11 protein-coding genes and 3 pseudogenes are annotated in these 19,108 nt (G+C 60.0%); 8 read left to right on the top strand and 6 right to left on the bottom strand.

Annotated features, from left to right (window positions below; genetic code table 11):
• Nucleotides 1-210: 210 nt before the first annotated feature.
• Both putA and AB7M22_RS29325 read left to right on the top strand, forming a co-directional pair.
• Nucleotides 211-4,164 carry a trifunctional transcriptional regulator/proline dehydrogenase/L-glutamate gamma-semialdehyde dehydrogenase gene (gene putA / locus AB7M22_RS29330; protein ID WP_454188583.1) on the top strand — a complete coding sequence of 1,318 codons (3,954 nt, stop codon included), beginning with the start codon at nt 211-213 and terminating at the stop codon, nt 4,162-4,164.
• A gap of 257 nt (nt 4,165-4,421) precedes the next feature.
• Nucleotides 4,422-6,224: an acyl-CoA dehydrogenase gene (locus AB7M22_RS29325; RefSeq protein ID WP_454188582.1), complete on the top strand. Its 1,803-nt coding sequence runs from the start codon at nt 4,422-4,424 to the stop codon at nt 6,222-6,224.
• A 146-nt stretch (nt 6,225-6,370) separates the two neighbouring features.
• Here the strand turns inward: AB7M22_RS29325 and AB7M22_RS29320 are convergent, their stop codons facing one another.
• The 4 genes and pseudogenes from AB7M22_RS29320 to AB7M22_RS29305 all read right to left on the bottom strand — a co-directional run bounded on the left by AB7M22_RS29320 (nt 6,371) and on the right by AB7M22_RS29305 (nt 8,950).
• Nucleotides 6,371-7,102, bottom strand: a complete 732-nt coding sequence (locus tag AB7M22_RS29320; protein ID WP_454188878.1) for a methyl-accepting chemotaxis protein — start codon at nt 7,100-7,102, stop codon at nt 6,371-6,373.
• A gap of 135 nt (nt 7,103-7,237) precedes the next feature.
• A pseudogene (locus AB7M22_RS29315) lies at nt 7,238-8,275 on the bottom strand (HAMP domain-containing protein); the annotation flags it as partial.
• Nucleotides 8,276-8,420: 145 nt separating this feature from the next.
• A complete protein-coding gene (locus tag AB7M22_RS29310) occupies nt 8,421-8,723 on the bottom strand; it encodes a cell division protein ZapA (protein ID WP_007903196.1) in 303 nt (100 codons plus the stop codon).
• On the bottom strand, nt 8,720-8,950 hold the full coding sequence (locus AB7M22_RS29305) for a hypothetical protein (protein ID WP_007903194.1): 231 nt from the start codon (nt 8,948-8,950) through the stop codon (nt 8,720-8,722). The genes AB7M22_RS29310 and AB7M22_RS29305 overlap by 4 nt, the downstream gene beginning before the upstream one ends.
• 223 nt (nt 8,951-9,173) lie before the next feature.
• On the opposite strand from AB7M22_RS29305, the pseudogene AB7M22_RS29300 reads away from it, so the two are divergent.
• From AB7M22_RS29300 to selO, 5 genes and pseudogenes are all read left to right on the top strand, one after another.
• A pseudogene (locus AB7M22_RS29300) lies at nt 9,174-9,947 on the top strand (MCP four helix bundle domain-containing protein); the annotation flags it as partial.
• Nucleotides 9,948-9,977: 30 nt separating this feature from the next.
• Nucleotides 9,978-10,850 (top strand): methyl-accepting chemotaxis protein, encoded by an 873-nt coding sequence (locus AB7M22_RS29295; RefSeq protein ID WP_454188877.1) that lies wholly within the window; start codon nt 9,978-9,980, stop codon nt 10,848-10,850.
• A gap of 256 nt (nt 10,851-11,106) precedes the next feature.
• Nucleotides 11,107-12,849, top strand: a complete 1,743-nt coding sequence (locus AB7M22_RS29290; protein ID WP_454188581.1) for a potassium/proton antiporter — start codon at nt 11,107-11,109, stop codon at nt 12,847-12,849.
• Between the two features lie 34 nt (nt 12,850-12,883).
• The gene (gene mscK, locus AB7M22_RS29285) at nt 12,884-16,234 is read left to right on the top strand and encodes a mechanosensitive channel MscK (RefSeq protein WP_454188580.1); all 3,351 of its coding nucleotides are present in this window, start codon (nt 12,884-12,886) and stop codon (nt 16,232-16,234) included.
• Nucleotides 16,235-16,282: 48 nt separating this feature from the next.
• On the top strand, nt 16,283-17,746 hold the full coding sequence (gene selO / locus AB7M22_RS29280) for a protein adenylyltransferase SelO (protein WP_454188579.1): 1,464 nt from the start codon (nt 16,283-16,285) through the stop codon (nt 17,744-17,746).
• A gap of 5 nt (nt 17,747-17,751) precedes the next feature.
• Here the strand turns inward: selO and AB7M22_RS29275 are convergent, their stop codons facing one another.
• Together AB7M22_RS29275 and AB7M22_RS29270 are read right to left on the bottom strand one after the other, a co-directional pair.
• Nucleotides 17,752-18,153 carry a helix-turn-helix domain-containing protein gene (locus tag AB7M22_RS29275; protein ID WP_123721552.1) on the bottom strand — a complete coding sequence of 134 codons (402 nt, stop codon included), beginning with the start codon at nt 18,151-18,153 and terminating at the stop codon, nt 17,752-17,754.
• Nucleotides 18,150-18,446, bottom strand: a pseudogene (locus tag AB7M22_RS29270) (type II toxin-antitoxin system HigB family toxin). Before AB7M22_RS29270 ends, AB7M22_RS29275 begins: the two are co-directional and overlap by 4 nt.
• Before the next feature lie 193 nt (nt 18,447-18,639).
• Between AB7M22_RS29270 and trxC the strand changes: the two are divergent.
• Nucleotides 18,640-19,074 carry a thioredoxin TrxC gene (gene trxC / locus AB7M22_RS29265; protein WP_454188578.1) on the top strand — a complete coding sequence of 145 codons (435 nt, stop codon included), beginning with the start codon at nt 18,640-18,642 and terminating at the stop codon, nt 19,072-19,074.
• The last annotated feature ends 34 nt before the right edge of the window (nt 19,075-19,108 follow it).

Raw genomic sequence — 19,108 nt, 5'->3', positions numbered from 1 at the left:
TTTTTGCTCCTTTTCAGGGCGTTTTTCAGTTTGCGCTAGAAGCAAAAGCACCAAGCGGGCGCGGGATGTGAGTACCAGAATTTATTTCCTGACGAGCTGCTTATTATTCCGACAAAAAAAGGGTTGCACCCGGTTGCACCTAGACGACCGCGCAGCTAATCTTGCCGCCAGCTGATGCCACGCGGTCGTGGCAAACATGAGGATAAAAATATGGCTACCACCACCCTTGGGGTCAAACTTGACGACCCGACCCGCGAACGCCTCAAGGCGGCCGCGACCTCGATTGATCGCACGCCGCACTGGCTGATCAAGCAGGCAATTTTCAATTACCTGGAAAAACTCGAGGGTGGTGCAACCCTGACCGAGCTGAACGGTTTGACTGGCAAAGACGCCGACGACGCCGGCGAAGTCCATACCGATCACGCGCACCAGTGCTTCCTGGAGTTTGCTGAAAGCATCCTGCCGCAATCGGTGCTGCGCGCCTCGATCACCGCCGCTTACCGTCGCCCGGAACCTGAAGTGGTGCCGATGCTGATCGAGCAAGCGCGCCTGCCGGCCCCGATGGCGGAAGCCACCAACAAGCTCGCCGCCTCGATTGCCGAAAAACTGCGCAATCAGAAAAGCGCCGGCGGCCGTGCCGGGATTGTTCAGGGTCTGTTGCAGGAATTTTCCTTGTCGTCCCAGGAAGGCGTGGCACTGATGTGCCTGGCCGAAGCGCTGCTGCGCATCCCGGACAAAGGCACTCGCGACGCGCTGATCCGCGACAAGATCAGCACCGGTAACTGGCAGCCGCACTTGGGCAACAGCCCGTCGCTGTTCGTCAACGCCGCCACCTGGGGCTTGCTGCTGACCGGCAAACTGGTCGCCACCCACAATGAAGCCGGCCTGACGTCGTCGCTGAGCCGCATCATCGGCAAGAGTGGCGAGCCGATGATCCGCAAGGGCGTCGACATGGCCATGCGCCTGATGGGCGAGCAGTTCGTCACCGGCGAAACCATCGCCGAAGCCCTGGCCAATGCGAGCAAGTTCGAAGCCAAAGGCTTCCGCTATTCCTACGACATGCTAGGTGAAGCCGCCCTCACCGAACATGACGCCCAGAAGTACCTGGCCTCGTACGAACAAGCCATTCACTCGATCGGCAAAGCCTCCCACGGTCGTGGGATTTATGAAGGCCCGGGCATCTCCATCAAGCTGTCGGCACTGCACCCGCGTTACAGCCGCGCCCAGTACGAGCGCGTGATGGACGAGCTGTACCCGCGCCTGCTGTCGCTGACTCTGTTGGCCAAGCAATACGACATCGGCCTGAACATCGACGCCGAAGAAGCCGACCGCCTCGAACTGTCGCTGGATCTGCTCGAGCGTCTGTGCTTCGAGCCACAACTGACTGGCTGGAACGGCATCGGTTTCGTGATCCAGGCCTATCAGAAACGTTGCCCGTATGTGATCGACTACGTGATTGACCTGGCTCGCCGCAGCCGTCATCGCCTGATGATCCGCCTGGTAAAAGGCGCGTACTGGGACAGCGAAATCAAGCGCGCTCAGGTCGAAGGCCTGGAAGGCTATCCGGTCTACACCCGCAAGGTGTACACCGACGTTTCCTACATCGCCTGCGCACGCAAACTGCTGTCGGTGCCGGAAGTCATCTACCCGCAGTTCGCCACGCACAACGCCCACACCTTGTCGGCCATTTACCACATTGCCGGTCAGAACTATTACCCCGGTCAGTACGAGTTCCAGTGCCTGCACGGCATGGGCGAACCGTTGTACGAACAGGTTGTAGGTAAAGTTTCCGAAGGCAAGCTGAACCGTCCGTGCCGCGTGTACGCACCGGTCGGCACTCACGAAACCCTGCTGGCGTACCTGGTGCGTCGTCTGCTGGAAAACGGCGCGAACACTTCGTTCGTCAACCGCATCGCCGATCAATCTATTTCGATTCAGGAGCTGGTGGCCGATCCAGTGGCCAGCATCGAGCAGATGGCGACGCTGGAAGGCGGCTTCGGCCTGCCGCACCCGCGTATCCCGCTGCCGCGTGATCTTTATGGTGCCGAGCGCGCCAACTCCAGCGGCATCGACATGGCCAACGAACATCGCCTGGCTTCCTTGTCCTGCGCCCTGCTGGCAACCGCTCATAACAACTGGAAAGCGGCGCCGATGCTCGGTTGCGCGTCCAGCACTGAAACCCCTGCGCCAGTCCTGAACCCGTCGGATCTGCGTGACGTGGTTGGCCATGTACAGGAAGCGACCGTCGAAGACGTCGACAACGCGATCCAGTGCGCCCTGAACGCTGCACCGATCTGGCAGGCCACTCCGCCCGCCGAACGTGCCGCGATTCTGGAACGTGCCGCTGATTTGATGGAAGGCGAGATCCAGCCGCTGATGGGCCTGTTGGCTCGCGAAGCCGGCAAGACCTTCGCCAACGCCATCGCCGAAGTGCGTGAAGCCGTGGACTTCCTGCGTTATTACGCGGTGCAGGCACGCAACGATTTCACCAACGATGCCCACCGCCCATTGGGCCCGGTGGTGTGCATCAGCCCGTGGAACTTCCCGCTGGCGATTTTCAGTGGGCAGGTCGCTGCTGCCTTGGCCGCCGGTAACCCGGTACTGGCCAAGCCTGCGGAACAAACTCCGTTGGTCGCCGCTCAAGCCGTGCGCCTGCTGCTCGAAGCCGGGATTCCGGAAGGCGTGCTGCAATTGCTGCCGGGCCGTGGCGAAACCGTCGGCGCCCGTCTGGTCGGCGACGATCGGGTCAAAGGCGTGATGTTCACGGGTTCCACCGAAGTCGCGCGTCTGCTGCAACGCAACGTCGCGGGTCGTCTGGATGCACAAGGCCGTCCGATTCCGCTGATCGCCGAAACCGGCGGCCAGAACGCGATGATCGTCGACTCCTCGGCGCTGACCGAACAGGTTGTGATCGACGTGGTGTCGTCGGCATTTGACAGTGCTGGCCAACGTTGCTCGGCGCTGCGGGTACTGTGCCTGCAGGAAGATTCCGCCGACCGTGTCATCGAAATGCTCAAAGGTGCCATGGCTGAATGCCGTCTCGGTAACCCTGAGCGCCTGTCCGTGGACATCGGCCCGGTGATCGACGCCGAAGCCAAGGCCGGCATCGAGAAGCACATCCAGGCCATGCGCGACAAAGGTCGCAACGTGTACCAGGTGGCCATCGCCAACAGCGAAGAAGTCAAACGCGGCACCTTCGTGATGCCGACCCTGATCGAACTGGAAAGCTTCGATGAGCTGCAACGGGAGATCTTCGGCCCGGTACTGCACGTGGTTCGCTACAAGCGCAAAGAGATCGATCAACTGATCGGCCAGATCAACGCGTCCGGTTACGGCCTGACCCTGGGCGTACATACTCGCATCGACGAGACCATCGCCAAGGTGATCGACAACGTCAACGCCGGTAACGTCTACGTGAACCGCAACATCGTCGGTGCTGTGGTCGGCGTGCAGCCGTTCGGTGGCGAAGGCCTGTCGGGTACGGGTCCGAAGGCCGGTGGTCCGTTGTACCTGTACCGTTTGTTGTCGACGCGTCCTACCGATGCGATCGAACAATCCTTCGCTCGCGGTGATGCCATCGCGGCACCGGACGTTCGTCTGCGTGATGCCATGAGCAAACCGCTGAAGGCCCTGCAAACCTGGGCTGACAGCAACAAGTTTGCCGACCTGAACACCCTGTGCGTGCAGTTCGCGGCGCAATCGCAAAGCGGGATCACCCGTGTTCTGGCGGGCCCGACCGGCGAGCGCAACAGCTACGCCATCCTGCCGCGCGAACATGTGCTGTGCCTGGCAGAAGTCGAAGGCGATCTGCTGACCCAATTGGCTGCGGTATTGGCCGTGGGCGGCTCGGCGGTATGGCCGGACGCTGAACCGGGCAAGGCCCTGTTCGCACGCCTGCCGAAAGAAATTCAGGCGCGGATCAAGCGGGTGGCTGACTGGACCAAGGACGAGGTGGTCATTGATGCGGTTCTGCATCACGGTCATTCCGATCAGCTGCGTGCGGTCTGCCAGCAAGTGGCCAAGCGTGCTGGTGCGATTGTCGGGGTTCATGGTTTGTCGCAAGGCGAGACCAATATTGCGTTGGAACGCCTGGTGATCGAGCGGGCGTTGAGCGTGAACACTGCGGCGGCGGGTGGTAACGCCAGTCTGATGACGATCGGTTAAACCGCAATAAGACCGGGCACCCGCAATGGGTGCCTGGTTTACACAAGACCTGTGGGAGCGAGCCTGCTCGCGATAGCGGTCTGTCAGTCACATCTTTTTTGGATGTGCAGACGCCATCGCGAGCAGGCTCGCTCCCACATTTGTTTTGTGGCGCCGCTAAGTCGCCGCTCTGCTCCACCATCACCCATATCAATCATCCTGTTCAGCCTCTATTCCCACGCCTAGACTCGGCCCATTCCAAAAAAAGGTAGGCCGCCATGTCCGAGACGTTGCTCAGTTCCCGCAATCTGGCTTTCGAGCTGTATGAAGTCCTTGATGCCGAGGGCCTGACCCAGCGTGAGCGGTTCGCCGAGCACAACCGCGAGACCTTCGATGCGGCTATCGGCACCGCCCGCAGCATCGCCGAGAAGTTCTTCGCCCCGCACAACCGCAAGGGCGATGAGAACGAACCGCGCTATGAGGACGGTCAGGCAATTCTGATTCCGGAAGTGAAACCGGCGGTGGATGCGTTCCTCGAAGCCGGTTTCCTCAACGCCGCGCGCAGTTTCGACGCCGGCGGCATGCAACTTCCTACGCTGCTGTCCCAAGCATGCTTTGCGCACTTTCAGTCGGCCAACGCGGCGTCGACCTCCTACCCGTTCCTGACCATGGGCGCGGCGAACCTGATTGAAAGCTTCGGCACCAATGAGCAGAAGCAGCGCTTCCTGCAACCGATGATCGACGGCCGCTTCTTTGGCACCATGGCCCTCACCGAGCCGCATGCCGGCTCGTCGCTGTCGGATATTCGTACTCGCGCCGAGCCTGCGTCCGACGGTACCTATCGACTCAAGGGCAACAAGATCTTTATCTCTGGCGGTGATCATCCGCTGTCGGAAAACATCGTGCACATGGTGCTGGCCAAACTGCCGGACGCGCCGGCCGGGGTGAAAGGCATTTCGCTGTTTATCGTGCCCAAGTTCCTGGTCAACGATGACGGTAGCCTGGGCAAACGCAACGACGTGTTGCTGGCCGGGTTGTTCCACAAGATGGGCTGGCGCGGCACAACGTCCACCGCGCTGAACTTTGGTGATAACGGCGAGTGCGTCGGCTATCTGGCGGGCAAGCCGCACCACGGTTTGAGCTACATGTTCCAGATGATGAACGAGGCACGAATTGGCGTCGGCATGGGCGCGGTGATGCTCGGTTACGCCGGGTATTTGTATTCCCTGGAATACGCCCGCGAACGCCCGCAAGGTCGAGTGCCGGATAGCAAGGATCCGACCACCGCACCGGTGGCAATCATCCAGCACGCCGACGTCAAGCGCATGCTGTTGACGCAGAAGGCGTACGTCGAAGGTTCGTTCGACCTTGGGCTGTACGCGGCGCGGTTGTTCGATGACACCACGACCCTTGAGACTGAGGCCGAGCGCAAGCAGGCCCATGAGCTGCTGGATTTGCTGACGCCGATCGTCAAATCCTGGCCGTCGGAGTTCTGCCTGAAGGCCAACGAACTGGCGATCCAGATTCTCGGCGGCCACGGTTACACCCGCGAGTATCCGGTGGAGCAGTATTACCGCGACAACCGTCTGAACCCGATTCATGAAGGCACTCATGGCATTCAGTCGCTGGACTTGCTGGGTCGCAAACTGGCGCAGAACGGTGGTGCGGGGCTCAAGCAATTGATCCGTCTGATTGCCGATACCGCCGAACGCGCTCAAGCGTATGAATCGTTAACCGCTCTGCGTGAGCCGCTGGAGAAATTGGTGGCCCGCTTGCAAACGGTGACCATCGGCCTGTTGACCGATCTGGCCCAAGGCAAGGTCAACCGCAGCCTGGCGAACTCGGCGCTGTACCTGAAAGTGTTCGGGCACACGGTGATTGGCTGGCGTTGGCTGGAACAGGCGATTCGTGCCGAGGAAGGGTTGGCCAAGGGCAATACGGCGGATGTGAGCTTCTATAAAGGAAAGCTGCAAGCAGCGCGGTATTTCCTGACGTGGGAAGTGCCGGGTTGCCACCATGAACTGGCGATTCTTGAGGCGCGGGATGATGTGTGCCTGGGCATGCAGGATGAGTGGTTCTGATTAGAACCCTGTGGCGTCGCTGAAATCCAATCGCGGGCAAGCCCGCTCCCACAGGGATCTCTGTTGTTCACAGATAACGTGTCCAACACACAAATCCTGTGGGAGCGGGCTTGCCCGCGATGGCGTCGGCACAGCCAACACAATTTTTAGCTGAGTTTGAAACTGCCCATCTGCCGCGCCAGATCATCCGCCAAGCGCTGCAACATCTGACAATCCTCACGGCAAGCCCTGACTTCCCCCGCCGTAGCTCGGGCCAAATCAGAAATCCCCTGCACGTTGCGGTTGATTTCTTCCGTCACCGCCGACTGCTCTTCCGTCGCCGTCGCCACCTGATGGTTCATGTCGCTGATGCGCTCGACCTGGCCGGTAATCGCCGTCAACGACGCACCGGTGCGCTGACTCGACTCAACGCCGGTGCCGGTCGCCGCTTGCCCGGCGTGCATGGAAGACACCGCATTCTCCGCGCCCTGCTTGAGGCTGCCGATCATCTGCTGAATTTCATCGGTGGACGACTGAGTCCGCCGCGCCAATGTCCGCACTTCATCGGCCACCACTGCAAACCCGCGCCCCATGTCCCCGGCCCGCGCCGCTTCGATGGCCGCATTCAAAGCCAAAAGGTTGGTTTGCTCGGAAATCCCGCGAATCACCGCCAGCACCTGATCGATGGACGCCACTTGATGGGCCAACTCGCCCACCGCGCCGGCAGCAATACCAATTTCATCGGACATGCTTTCGATATGCCGAATCGACCCGCCCACTACGACCCGCGCCTGCAGCGCTTCATCCCGTGCGGTTTGTGAAGCGACGGCGGCGCTGCCGGCGTTCTGCGCGATTTCCTGCACGGTCAGGCCCATTTCGTGGACGGCGGTGGCGACCATGTCGGTCATTTCCTGCTGACGACCCGAGCGTTCTGCCGTGTTATCTACCACCCGCGCCACCTGGCCGACCGCAGTGCGCAAGCGCTCACTGGTGGCCAGGACTTCGCCGATCATGTCGCGCTGACTTTCCAGGAACCGATTGAAACCGCGAGCGAGGTCACCCAGTTCATCGGCGCGGCTGGAATCTAACCTGTGGGTCAAATCTCCACCACCGCTACCGATGGCTACCAGCGCCGCTGTTACCTGACGAATCGGTCGCACCAATCCACGGGCGAGCAACACCACCAACAACAGGCACACCAACGCCACCGCGAGGCCGATGCCGCTGCTCATCCACATCGCGCGCCGGGCTTCGGCGTAGATCTGCGACTGCGGCACTTCGGCCACCAGGGTCCAGCCCAGATCACGCAGCGGCAGGCTCAATGCCAGAAAATCTTCGCCATCGCGGACAAAACTGCTGGTGGCGAACGCGGTGGAGGTAGAGAGCTGCCCCATGACCGCTTGCGCCGCCGCAGCGCCGATCTGTTCGACCAGCGTCCGCTTGCCGCTGAACTGCGCCTCGGGGTGAACCTGGATCAAACCGTCGGAGCGCACGAGATAGACCTTGCCGCGCTCACCGAAGTTGAAATTGTGGATCAGCTCCGACAGCTCTTTCATGCTCAGGCCCAGCCCGGCGACGCCCACGACTTTGCCGGCGTGCTCGACCTTGAGGTCGATGAACAGCGCCAACTCACCGGTGGCAGTGTCATTGTCGATATTGAGGGTGCGCGGCTGGTTGCTGTCGAGGAACGAATAGAACCAGGCGTCGCTGGGATTGGAACGGCTGAGCGTCCGGTCCAGGCCTTTTTCAGTGAAGTAATGATTTGAAGCGGCCCCGATAATCAGCGCGGTAAAGGCTTTGTGCTCGGCGCGGATGCCTTCCAGATACTTCACGAAGGTGTCGGTCTGGGCGCTGTTTTCGCCCCCGGCCAACCAGTCGCGCACCATGCTGTTACTGGCGATGTCCTTGGCGGCGGTGAGGGGTTGAACGAGGATTCGTTCGATGTCGTTGCGCATCGCCTCGATGCTCGACGGCAGCGCTTGTTCGACCAGATAGCGCTGGGCGAGGCGATTGACCACGAGGGTATAAACGCCAACCACGATCAGAATACTGACCAGCAGGGCGGTGCCCATGCTCAGGATCAACTGCCATTGAATACTGCGTCGCCAGAACTGCATGGAGCACCCCCAAAGAATAAGAGGCTGAAACACTGCAACAGCCATGCCGATTGTATACAACTCAAACGACAATTTATTCTTTGGTTGTGCGCAAAGCTGATCAGGCCTGATTGATTGTCTTGGCGATCACTTCAACCGTGGCGCTGACTTGCTCTTGGTAACGGTCGAGTTCTTGTTGATGACGCTTTTGCATTTCGATCTGCTGCGAGCACAGATTCATCGCCGCCAGCACCAGCAAGCGGTCACCGATCAGCGTCGGGTATTTCTTTTTGGTCTCGGCCAGGGCGGCCTTCAACATTAATGCGGCGTCCAGCAGGGTCTGCTCTTCCCCGGCCGGCGCCTTGATCGAATAGTCTTCCCCCAGAATCGAGACGACTTTTACCCCTGCGGCGCCGTAACTCATGCGCTGACAGGGCCGGCGCTGACGCGCTCAACCAAGGCCTGAATGCGTGCAGCAGTGGCGCCTTGCTTCTCTTCCTGTTCCATCAGGCTCAGTTGCAGGCTTTCGTTTTCATCCTTGACCTGGGCCAGTTCTGCACTCAGGGATTGATTGGTGCCGAGCAGGGTCTGGTTCTGCTGCACCAGGTCGCTGACCAGTTGTTCCAATTGGCTTAGGGATGCTTCCAACATTTTGATTTTCCGGGCATTTTCAAAGGGCGCGTACGATAAAGAAAAGTCACCACAGATGCCAGGGTTATGCAGGCGCAAGGCCTTGATTTTCCTGGCGGGCGACCTTCCTCGCGAGTTTTAAAGACTGTGATTGGCGGATCTGGTTCCTGCACTTCGTCGCCGCGGCCCTTCTGCGACAAAAGCGCGCAGCGTCTCAAGACTTTAGTCGTATGACCGATAAGTCATGCATACAACACCTCAGCCCCGCACGGATGCGCTTTTTTCGGTGAACACCATGTCCTTACGAAGTATGAATATCGCACCGCGGGCATTCCTCGGTTTTACCCTGATTGGCGCCATGCTGCTGATCCTGGGTGTCTTCGCCCTGAACCAGATGAGCAAGATTCGCGACGCAGCCGAGGAGATCACCTCGAACAGCGTGCCGAGCATTAAAAGCCTCGATGAATTCACTCAGCTGACCCTGCGTCTGCGCGTGCTGTCTTATCGCCTGTTGGTGAATCGTGAGCCAGACGTCCAGCAGAAAACCATCGATCTGCTGGAAACCCGTAACCAGCAGATCCGAGCGGCTCAGGCGGCCTACGAAAAGTTGATCGCCAGCCCGCAGGAGCGTGCAGCCTATGATCAGTATGTGCAGTTGCTGGGGCAGTACCGCCAGATCGAAGACCGGATGAAGAGCCTGTCGCGCAACAATCAGGTCGACGAGCTACGCACCCTGGTCAATACCGATTTGCTGACCAACTCTGAAGCCATCAACACCGTGCTCAACCGCTTGCTGGAGATCAATACCCAGCAGACCGTGGACACCAACCAGCAAGCCGCCGATCAGTACTCGTCGGCCTTCAATCTGGTGGTGACTCTGCTGGTCATCGCCACCGGTCTGACCCTGCTGTTCGCCTGGCTGCTGACCAACAGCATCACCAAGCCGATCGCCAACGCCCTGAGCGCCGCCGAAGAAATCGCCGAAGGCAACCTGACGCGCCCGATCACGGTCGATGGTGAAGACGAAGCCGGTCGTTTGTTGGCCGCCATGGCGAAGATGCAGGACAAACTGCGCGATACCCTGCAACGGATTTCCGGTTCGGCCACGCAACTGGCGTCCGCTGCGGAAGAGCTCAACAGCGTCACCGACGAAAGCGCCCGTGGCCTGACCCAGCAGAACAACGAAATCGAACAGGCCGCCACCGCCGTCAATGAAATGACCAGCGCCGTGGAAGAAGTCGCCCGCAACGCCGTGAGCACCTCCGAAGCCTCGAAAAACGCCACCACGTCGGCTGGCGACGGTCGTGACTTGGTGCAGGAAACTGTCAGTGCCATCGAGCGCATGAGCGCCGATGTACAGAGCACCGCCACCCTGATCGGTGATCTGGCCAACGAGTCGCGAGACATCGGCAAGGTGCTGGATGTGATTCGCGGCCTGGCCGACCAGACCAACCTGCTGGCATTGAACGCAGCCATCGAAGCAGCCCGTGCCGGTGAAGCCGGTCGTGGTTTCGCGGTGGTCGCCGACGAAGTGCGTGCCCTGGCCCATCGCACCCAGCAGTCGACCAGCGAAATCGAACGCATGATCGGCAGCATCCAGAGCGGCACCGAACACGCCGTGGATTCGATGCGCAACAGCACCGAACGCGCCGAGTCGACGTTGAACATCGCACGCGGTGCCGGCATGTCGCTGGACACCATCAATAGCGCAATCGCCGAAATCAACGAGCGCAACCTGGTGATCGCCAGCGCGGCCGAAGAACAGGCGCAAGTGGCCCGTGAAGTGGACCGCAACCTGGTGAACATTCGTGACCTGTCGGTGCAATCGGCCACGGGTGCCAACCAGACGAGCGCGGCCAGCAACGAGCTGTCGCGCCTGGCGCTGGACCTGAACAACATGGTTGGGCGGTTTAGCCTGTAACCGAGTAAGGCCGAAAAGATCGCAGCGTTCGTAGGAGCGAGGCTTGCCCGCGAAGGCGGTGTATCAGTAGACATTAATTGAGACTGACACACCGCCTTCGCGGGCAAGCCTCGCTCCTACGAAGAGCTGCCGCAGGCTGCGATCTTTTGATCTGCAAAAGCTTTTTGACAGCATCACATTTCAACAGGTTAGAATCGCTGGCACGCAGACTGCATGGTCAGTTTGTGCCCGCCTTTAGCTTTCTGGAGTACTGCCTTTGAATGCGACGACCATCAACAGCCTGTTCTTGATCGGCGCGTTGCTGGTAGGTGCGAGCATTCTGGTGAGCTCACTTTCATCGCGCCTCGGTATCCCGATTCTGGTGATCATCCTCGCGGTGGGCATGTCGGCCGGTGTCGACGGCGCCGGCATTATTTTCGATAACTATCCAACGGCTTATCTGGTCGGCAACCTCGCCCTGGCAGTGATCCTGCTCGACGGCGGCTTGCGCACCCGGGTGGCGAGTTTTCGCGTGGCGTTATGGCCGGCGCTGTCGCTGGCCACGGTCGGGGTGTTGATCACCACCGGACTGACCGGAATGGCGGCGGCGTGGTTGTTCGACCTCAATATCATTCAGGGCCTGCTGATCGGCGCCATCGTCGGCTCCACCGACGCCGCGGCCGTGTTCTCGCTGCTGGGCGGCAAGGGCCTGAACGAACGGGTGAGCGCCAGCCTGGAGATCGAATCCGGCAGCAACGACCCGATGGCGGTGTTCCTCACCGTGACCTTGATCGACATGCTCGCCAGCGGCGAGACGGGCCTGCACTGGGATCTGCTCCTGCATTTGATGCGCGAGTTCGGCATCGGCGGCGTGATCGGCCTCGGCGGTGGTTGGCTCATGCTGCAACTGGTCAACCGTATCAACCTGGCGACCGGCCTTTATCCGATTCTGGTGATTGCTGGCGGTCTGGTGGTATTTGCCCTGACCAACGCCCTGCACGGCAGCGGCTTTTTGGCGGTGTACCTGTGTGGCCTGGTGATCGGCAACCGCCCGGTCCGCAGTCGCCACGGCATTTTGCATATGCTCGACGGCATGGCCTGGCTGGCCCAGATCGGCATGTTCCTGGTGCTGGGGCTGTTGGTCACGCCCCATGACCTGCTGCCGATTGCTTTGCCGGCGCTGGGCCTGGCGCTGTGGATGATTCTGTTTGCTCGCCCGCTCTCGGTGCTGGTCGGCCTGTTGCCCTTCAAGGCGTTCCATGGTCGCGAGAAGGCATTCATCTCCTGGGTTGGCCTGCGCGGTGCCGTACCGATCATTCTGGCGGTGTTCCCACTGATGGCGGGGCTACCCAATGCTCAGCTCTACTTCAATCTGGCGTTCTTTATCGTCTTGGTGTCGCTGCTGGTGCAAGGCACAAGCCTGCCTTGGGTTGCCAAGCTTTTGAAAGTGACCGTCCCGCCAGAGCCTTTGCCGATCTCCCGATCGGCGCTGGAAGTGCATGTCACCAGCGAGTGGGAGCTGTTCGTGTATCGCCTCGGTGCCGAGAAATGGTGCATTGGATCCCCTCTTCGCGAGCTGAAAATGCCCGAAGGTACCCGTATCGCGGCCCTGTTTCGCGGCCAACAACTGCTCCATCCGTCGGGTAGTACGGTGCTCGAAGTCGATGATTTGCTCTGCGTCATCGGCCATGAGCACAACCTTCCGGCCCTCGGAAAACTCTTCAGTCAGGCTCCGCAACGAGGTCTGGATTTGCGCTTCTTCGGCGACTTCGTACTCGAAGGAGACGCCCAGTTGGGCGCGGTTGCTGCCCTGTACGGGTTGAAAGTCGAAGGCATCGATCCGAACATGTCCCTGGGCCACTTCATTGCTCAGAAAGTAGGCGGTGCGCCGGTAGTCGGTGACCAGGTGGAATGGAACAACACCCTCTGGACCGTCGCTGTCATGGAAGGGAACAAGATTGGTAAAGTGGGCGTCAGATTCCCCGAAGGAAGTCGCCCCGGCCCCGGCCTGTTCCTCTAAACTCCACACTTCGTCTCGTTTTCGATCGGTCTTTATGTCAACTCTGCGCACCTTTTTCATCATGGCCCTGCTGGGCTTGAGTCTTTCCATCAGCACGCTGCAAGCCGCCGAACCGCCCTCCAGCGAAGCCGTGCAGGCGAGCCTGGACAAGATCGCCGACCGCAAACTGCCGGAAGCCGATCAAAAAGCCCTGCAAGCGATCCTGCAGAGCACGCTCACCCAACTCAATAACATGAGCGATTACGAGCAGAAGCTGATTGGTCTCAAGCAGCAGCTGACCAATGCGCCAAAGCAGAACATCGAAAACCAGCGCGAACTGACCCGTCTCAAGGCCACCAAAGTGGTACCGGTGGCGCAACGCTATACCAAAGAGACCATTCAGCAGCTTGAGCAATTGCTGACCGAGCGCTCCACCCAGCAAAGCGACCTGCAGAAAGCCCTGGCCGAAGCGAACAGCCTGATCATCACCGCCCAGACTCGCCCCGAGCGCGCCCAGGCCGAAATATCTGCCAGCCAGACACGCATCCAGCAGATCAACAACATCCTCAAGCTCGGCAAGGACAGCGGCAAGACCTTGACCGCCGAGCAACGCGATCAGCTCAATGCCGAACTCGCGGCGCTGAACGCCTTGATCCCGCTGCGTCGCCAGGAACTGGCCGGCAACAGCCTGTTGCAGGATTTGGGCAACAGCCAGCATGACTTGCTCTCGGAGAAATCCGATCGCCTGGATCAGGAGATCCAGGACCTGCAAACCCTGATCAACCAGAAGCGCCTGGCCCAGTCGCAAGAGACGGTGACCCAGCAATCCATCGAAGCGCAGAAGGCCGGCGGCAGCAGCCTGCTGGCCACCGAAAGCGCGGCCAACCTGAAGCTCTCCGACTACCTGCTCAAAAGCACCGACCGTCTCAACGAAGTCACCCAACAGAACCTGCAGACCAAACAGCAGCTGGACAGCGTGACCCAGAGCGATTCGGCGCTGGACGAACAGATCAACGTACTCAAGGGCAGCCTGCTGCTCTCCAAGATTCTCTACAAACAGAAACAGGCCCTGCCGCGCCTCAAACTCGACCGCGACCTGGCGGATCAGATCGCCGACATTCGCCTGTATCAGTTCGAAGTCAGCCAGCAGCGGGAATTGCTCAGCAACCCGACAACCTATGTCGACAACTTGCTGGCGACTCAACAGCCAGAGCAAGTCACCCCGCAACTGCGCAAGAGCCTGCTGGAACTGGCCACCACCCGCGCGGACCTGCTGGAGCGTTTGAATCGTGAATTGAGCGCGGTACTCAACGAATCCATCACGCTGCAACTCAACCAGAAGCAACTGCTCAGCACCGCGCAAAGTCTGCGCGCAACCCTGGACGAGCAAATGTTCTGGATTCCCAGCAACAAGCCGCTGGATCTTGAGTGGATACGCGCCGTGCCGGAACGCCTGGAACGTCAGGTCACTACCCTGCCATGGGCCTCGAGCCTGAGCGAACTGACCGATGGCCTGACGCAGCGGCCGCTGCTGTTCCTGCCGCTGGCCTTTCTGATCGGGGCGCTACTGTGGCGCCGCAAAAATCTCTATGCCCGCCTGAATAAAGTTCACCTGGACATCGGCCATTTCAAGCGCGACAGCCAGTGGCACACACCGCAGGCGATTCTGATCAACATCCTGCTGGCGATGCCGGTATCCCTGGGTTTGGCCTTGTGCGGCCTGGCCTTGCAGATCGACGCTCGCGGACAGAACGCCAATATGGGCGCGGCGCTGCTGCAAATGGCCCAGGCCTGGCTGGTGTTCTACACCGCCTACCGCATCCTCGCGCCGGGCGGCGTGGCCGAACTGCATTTCCGCTGGGAAAAACCTCAGGTCGAATTCCTTCAAGGCTGGATACGCCGACTCGGCCTGGTAGTGATGGCCCTGGTGGCGGTGGTGGCGGTCGCCGAGTTGCAACCAGCGATACTGGCCGATGACGTGCTCGGCATGCCGGTGGTGCTGACCTGCTACGCCTTGATGGCCTGGCTACTCAGCCGTCTGCTGGTTAGCAGCCCGACTCACCAGAACGCTTCACTGTTCCGCAAGGCCGTGGGTGTTCTGTTCACAGCCCTGCCAATCGCGTTGTTCGTCGCCGTGTGCTTTGGCTACTACTACACCGCGCTGAAACTCAGCGACCGGTTGATCAACACGCTTTACCTGCTGATGTTCTGGCTGGTGATCGAAGCGACCTTCGTGCGCGGCCTCAGCGTTGCCGCACGGCGCCTGGCCTATCAACGTGCACTGGCCAAACGTCAGGCTGCGAAAGAGGCTGGTGACGGCGAAGCGGTGATCGAAGAGCCGACCCTGGACATCGAGAAGGTCAACGAACAGTCCCTGCGACTGATCCGCCTGGCCCTGCTCGGTGGTTTCATCGCGGCGCTGTACTGGGTCTGGTCGGACCTGATTTCAGTGTTCTCGTACCTGGACAACATCACCCTCTACGAATACACCAGCGGCACCGGCGCCAACATGAGCATGGTGCCGATCAGCATCGGCGACATGCTTGGCGCGTTGATCATCATCGGTATCACCTTTGCACTGGCGCGCAACTTGCCGGGCTTGCTGGAAGTGTTTGTGCTGTCGAAGCTGAACCTGGCCCAAGGCAGTTCCTACGCCACGACCACGCTGCTGTCCTATGTGATCGCCGGCATCGGTTTCGTCTCGACCCTGTCCACGCTCGGCGTGAGTTGGGACAAGTTGCAATGGCTGGTGGCGGCGCTGTCGGTCGGTCTCGGTTTCGGGATGCAGGAGATTTTCGCCAACTTCATCTCCGGCATCATGATCCTGTTCGAACGCCCGGTGCGGATCGGTGACACCATCACCATCGGTAACCTGTCGGGCACGGTGAGCAAAATTCGCATCCGCGCCACGACCATCACCGACTTCGACCGCAAGGACATCATCGTCCCGAACAAGACGTTCATCACCGGCCAACTGATCAACTGGTCCCTGACCGACACCATCACCCGGGTGACCCTCAAGCTCGGTGTCGACTACGGCTCGGACCTGGACCTGGTGAAAGAGCTGCTGCTCAAGGCAGCCCGGGACAACCCGCGCGTACTGAAGGATCCGGAACCTCACGTGTACTTCCTGAACTTCGGCGAAAGCACTCTCGACCACGAGTTGCGCATGCATGTGCGCGACCTCGGCGACCGTAACCCGGTGCTCGACGAGGTCAACCGCTTCATCAATCGCGAGTTCAAGAAGCAGCACATCAACATCTCGTTCCGGCAGATGGAGGTCTACCTCAAAAACCTTCACGGCCAGGAATACAAAATGGTGCCGATCGAGCCGGAAACCAAAACCATCGTGCCGCTGGCCGACGGCAAACCGCGACACGAACCGCCACCTGTCGAACTCGACTAACCGCTCTATCCCTAGCAGAATGCTCGGACATTCTGCTGGAGATGGCCGTTGAAAGCCCTCGACGAACTGACCTTCGACAATCGCTTCGCCCGCCTGGGCGACGCGTTCTCAACCCATGTGCTGCCCGAGCCCATCGCCGCTCCGCGACTGGTGGTCGCCAGCCCCGCAGCCATGGCGCTGCTGGACCTGGACCCGGCGGAGGCCGAGACACCGGTGTTCGCCGAACTGTTCGGCGGCCACAAGCTCTGGGCCGAAGCCGAGCCGCGAGCGATGGTATATTCCGGGCATCAGTTCGGCTCCTACAACCCGCAGTTGGGCGACGGTCGTGGCCTGTTACTGGGCGAGGTCTATAACAACGCCGGTGAGCATTGGGACCTGCACCTCAAGGGCGCCGGCCAGACGCCTTACTCGCGAATGGGCGATGGACGGGCGGTGCTGCGCTCGTCGATCCGCGAGTTTCTCGCCTCCGAAGCCCTGCATGCGCTGAACATTCCCACCACTCGTGCACTGTGCGTGATCGGTTCCGACACGCCGGTCTGGCGCGAGAAACAGGAACGCGCGGCCATGGTCTTGCGCCTGGCACCGAGCCATGTGCGCTTCGGGCATTTCGAATTCTTCTACTACACCAAGCGCCCCGAGCAACAGAAAGAACTCGGCGAGCACGTGTTGGCCATGCACTTCCCGCACTGCCTGGAACAGCCGGAACCGTACCTGGCGATGTTCCGCGAAATCGTCGAACGCAATGCCGAGCTGATCGCCAAATGGCAGGCCTATGGGTTCTGCCACGGCGTGATGAACACCGACAACATGTCGATCCTGGGCATCACCTTCGACTTCGGCCCGTTCGCCTTCCTCGACGACTTCGACGCCCACTTCATCTGCAACCACTCCGACGACCAAGGCCGTTACTCCTTCAGCAATCAGGTGCCGATCGGCCAGTGGAACCTCAGCGCCCTCGCCCAAGCCCTGACGCCGTTCATCAGCGTCGAAGCCCTGCGCGAAACCCTCGGCCTGTACCTGCCGCTGTTCCAGGCCCACTACCTGGACCTGATGCGCCGCCGCCTCGGTCTAACCACTGCCGAAGACGACGACCAGAAACTGCTGGAACACCTGCTGCAACTGATGCAGAACAGCGGCGTCGACTACAGCCTGTTCTTCCGCCGCCTCGGCGACGAATCACCGGAGCAGGCCCTCGCCCGTTTGCGCGATGACTTCGTCGACATCAAGGGCTTTGATGCATGGGGGGAGCTCTACATCGCTCGGGTTACTCGTGAAGGCAACGGCGATCAGCAACAGCGTCGCACGCGCATGCATGCGGTCAATCCGCTGTACATCCTGCGCAATTATCTGGCGCAGAAAGCCATCGATGCGGCGGAAAGTGGCGACTACTCAGAAGTTCGTCGTTTGCACGCGGTATTGAGCAATCCGTTCGAGGAGCAGCCTGGAATGGAGAGCTACGCCGAGCGACCGCCGGAGTGGGGCAAGCATCTGGAGATCAGTTGTTCGTCGTAGGCGGGTCAGATAAACGTCTCCACTGACACGCCAAATCGCTCGGCTAACCAGCGGATCTGCCGCAGGTTAAGCTGACGCTTGCCGCTCAATATCTCGGAAACCACCGACTGAGTGCCAACGCCGGGCAGGTCGCTCTGGCTGAGGCCATGTTCGCGCATCATATAGCCGAGAACCTCCGCACCAGAGGCCTCGCGCATGGGGTGATGCTTGCGATCCCACTCCGCAATCCAGTCACCGATGATGTCCACCAAGCTCATCAACGGATGCGACTCATCATCCCCGGTCATCTCAAGCAATTCATCGAGTGCCTGCGCCAACCTGTCGTAGTCGTCTTCGTTTTTCGGCTTTCGAAGCAATGGCGAGACGAACTCCCAATGCTCGGCAGCCTTTTTGATCAGAACACTCATGACCTTCCCTCCTTCCATTTACCGCGATCATATTCGCGGTGATCCAGCACATGCTTGATATAAAGCTTTTGAGACCGATATCTGACGAAAGCGATCAGCCGCAACTTGTTGCCACCGATGTCGAACACATGAAACTCGCCGACTTTGTCAGTCGCGGGAAAAATCGACTTCATCGCCGCGAAGTCTCTTGGGTTACTCCCTTTGGCAAGTCAATACCACTGCTCCAGTGCATTGGCTGCCCGCGGCCACTTTTCCTTGGCCTCACGGACTGGTTTTTCGGTGAATACATGCATGCAACATCCTTATCGCATTCTGCTATGGAGGCTAATCACAGATCAAAAATATCGCAAGTTGCGATAATCCTAAGTAGACCAACGGTGTCGCTCAGTACGACCCAGCCTAGTTACATCGCAGGACGCTGCACGATTGAAAACATGAGCAAACGTCTCCAAATAGAGGTAACGGCTTCTTAACAGGACCACCCTCATGACCGACCCACTCCTCATCCCCTGCCCCCACTGCAACGGCCTGAATCGCATCCCCGCCGAACGCCTCAACGACCATCCAAAATGCGGTCGCTGCAAGGCCGAAGTCCTGCTCAACAAGCCATTCGAATTGAAGCAAGGCGATTACGCCAGTCAGATCAAGGGCGACCTGCCGTTGCTGGTGGATGTGTGGGCGGACTGGTGCGGGCCGTGCAAGTCGTTTGCGCCGGTGCTCGAGCAGGCGGCGGGGCAATTGGCGGGCAAGTGTCGGCTGGCCAAGCTGGACAGCGAAGCAAATCAGCAATTGTCGGCGCAGTTGGGGATTCGCTCGATCCCGAGCCTGATTCTGTTCAAGAACGGCCGGGAAGTGGCTCGCCAGAGCGGGGCGTTCCCGTTACCGCAATTGATGAGCTGGTTGCGTAGCCAAGGGATTTAGAGCCGCCACAAATAAATGTGGGAGCGAGCCTGCT

The organism is Pseudomonas sp. ADAK2 TE3594, from assembly GCF_053628675.1.
Note: the sequence above shows the minus strand (reverse complement) of the source record. Positions and strands in the feature narration are given on the sequence as shown.

Excerpts from the sequence above, each read along its gene's own strand:
- putA (WP_454188583.1), top strand. The coding sequence starts at position 211 with ATGGCTACCACCACCCTTGGGGTCAAACTTGACGACCCGACCCGCGAA.
- AB7M22_RS29275 (WP_123721552.1), bottom strand. The coding sequence starts at position 18,153 with ATGAGTGTTCTGATCAAAAAGGCTGCCGAGCATTGGGAGTTCGTCTCG.
- AB7M22_RS29305 (WP_007903194.1), bottom strand. The coding sequence starts at position 8,950 with ATGTTGGAAGCATCCCTAAGCCAATTGGAACAACTGGTCAGCGACCTG.
- AB7M22_RS29310 (WP_007903196.1), bottom strand. The coding sequence starts at position 8,723 with ATGAGTTACGGCGCCGCAGGGGTAAAAGTCGTCTCGATTCTGGGGGAA.
- mscK (WP_454188580.1), top strand. The coding sequence starts at position 12,884 with ATGTCAACTCTGCGCACCTTTTTCATCATGGCCCTGCTGGGCTTGAGT.
- AB7M22_RS29320 (WP_454188878.1), bottom strand. The coding sequence starts at position 7,102 with ATGGTCGCCACCGCCGTCCACGAAATGGGCCTGACCGTGCAGGAAATC.
- AB7M22_RS29295 (WP_454188877.1), top strand. The coding sequence starts at position 9,978 with ATGGCGAAGATGCAGGACAAACTGCGCGATACCCTGCAACGGATTTCC.
- trxC (WP_454188578.1), top strand. The coding sequence starts at position 18,640 with ATGACCGACCCACTCCTCATCCCCTGCCCCCACTGCAACGGCCTGAAT.
- AB7M22_RS29325 (WP_454188582.1), top strand. The coding sequence starts at position 4,422 with ATGTCCGAGACGTTGCTCAGTTCCCGCAATCTGGCTTTCGAGCTGTAT.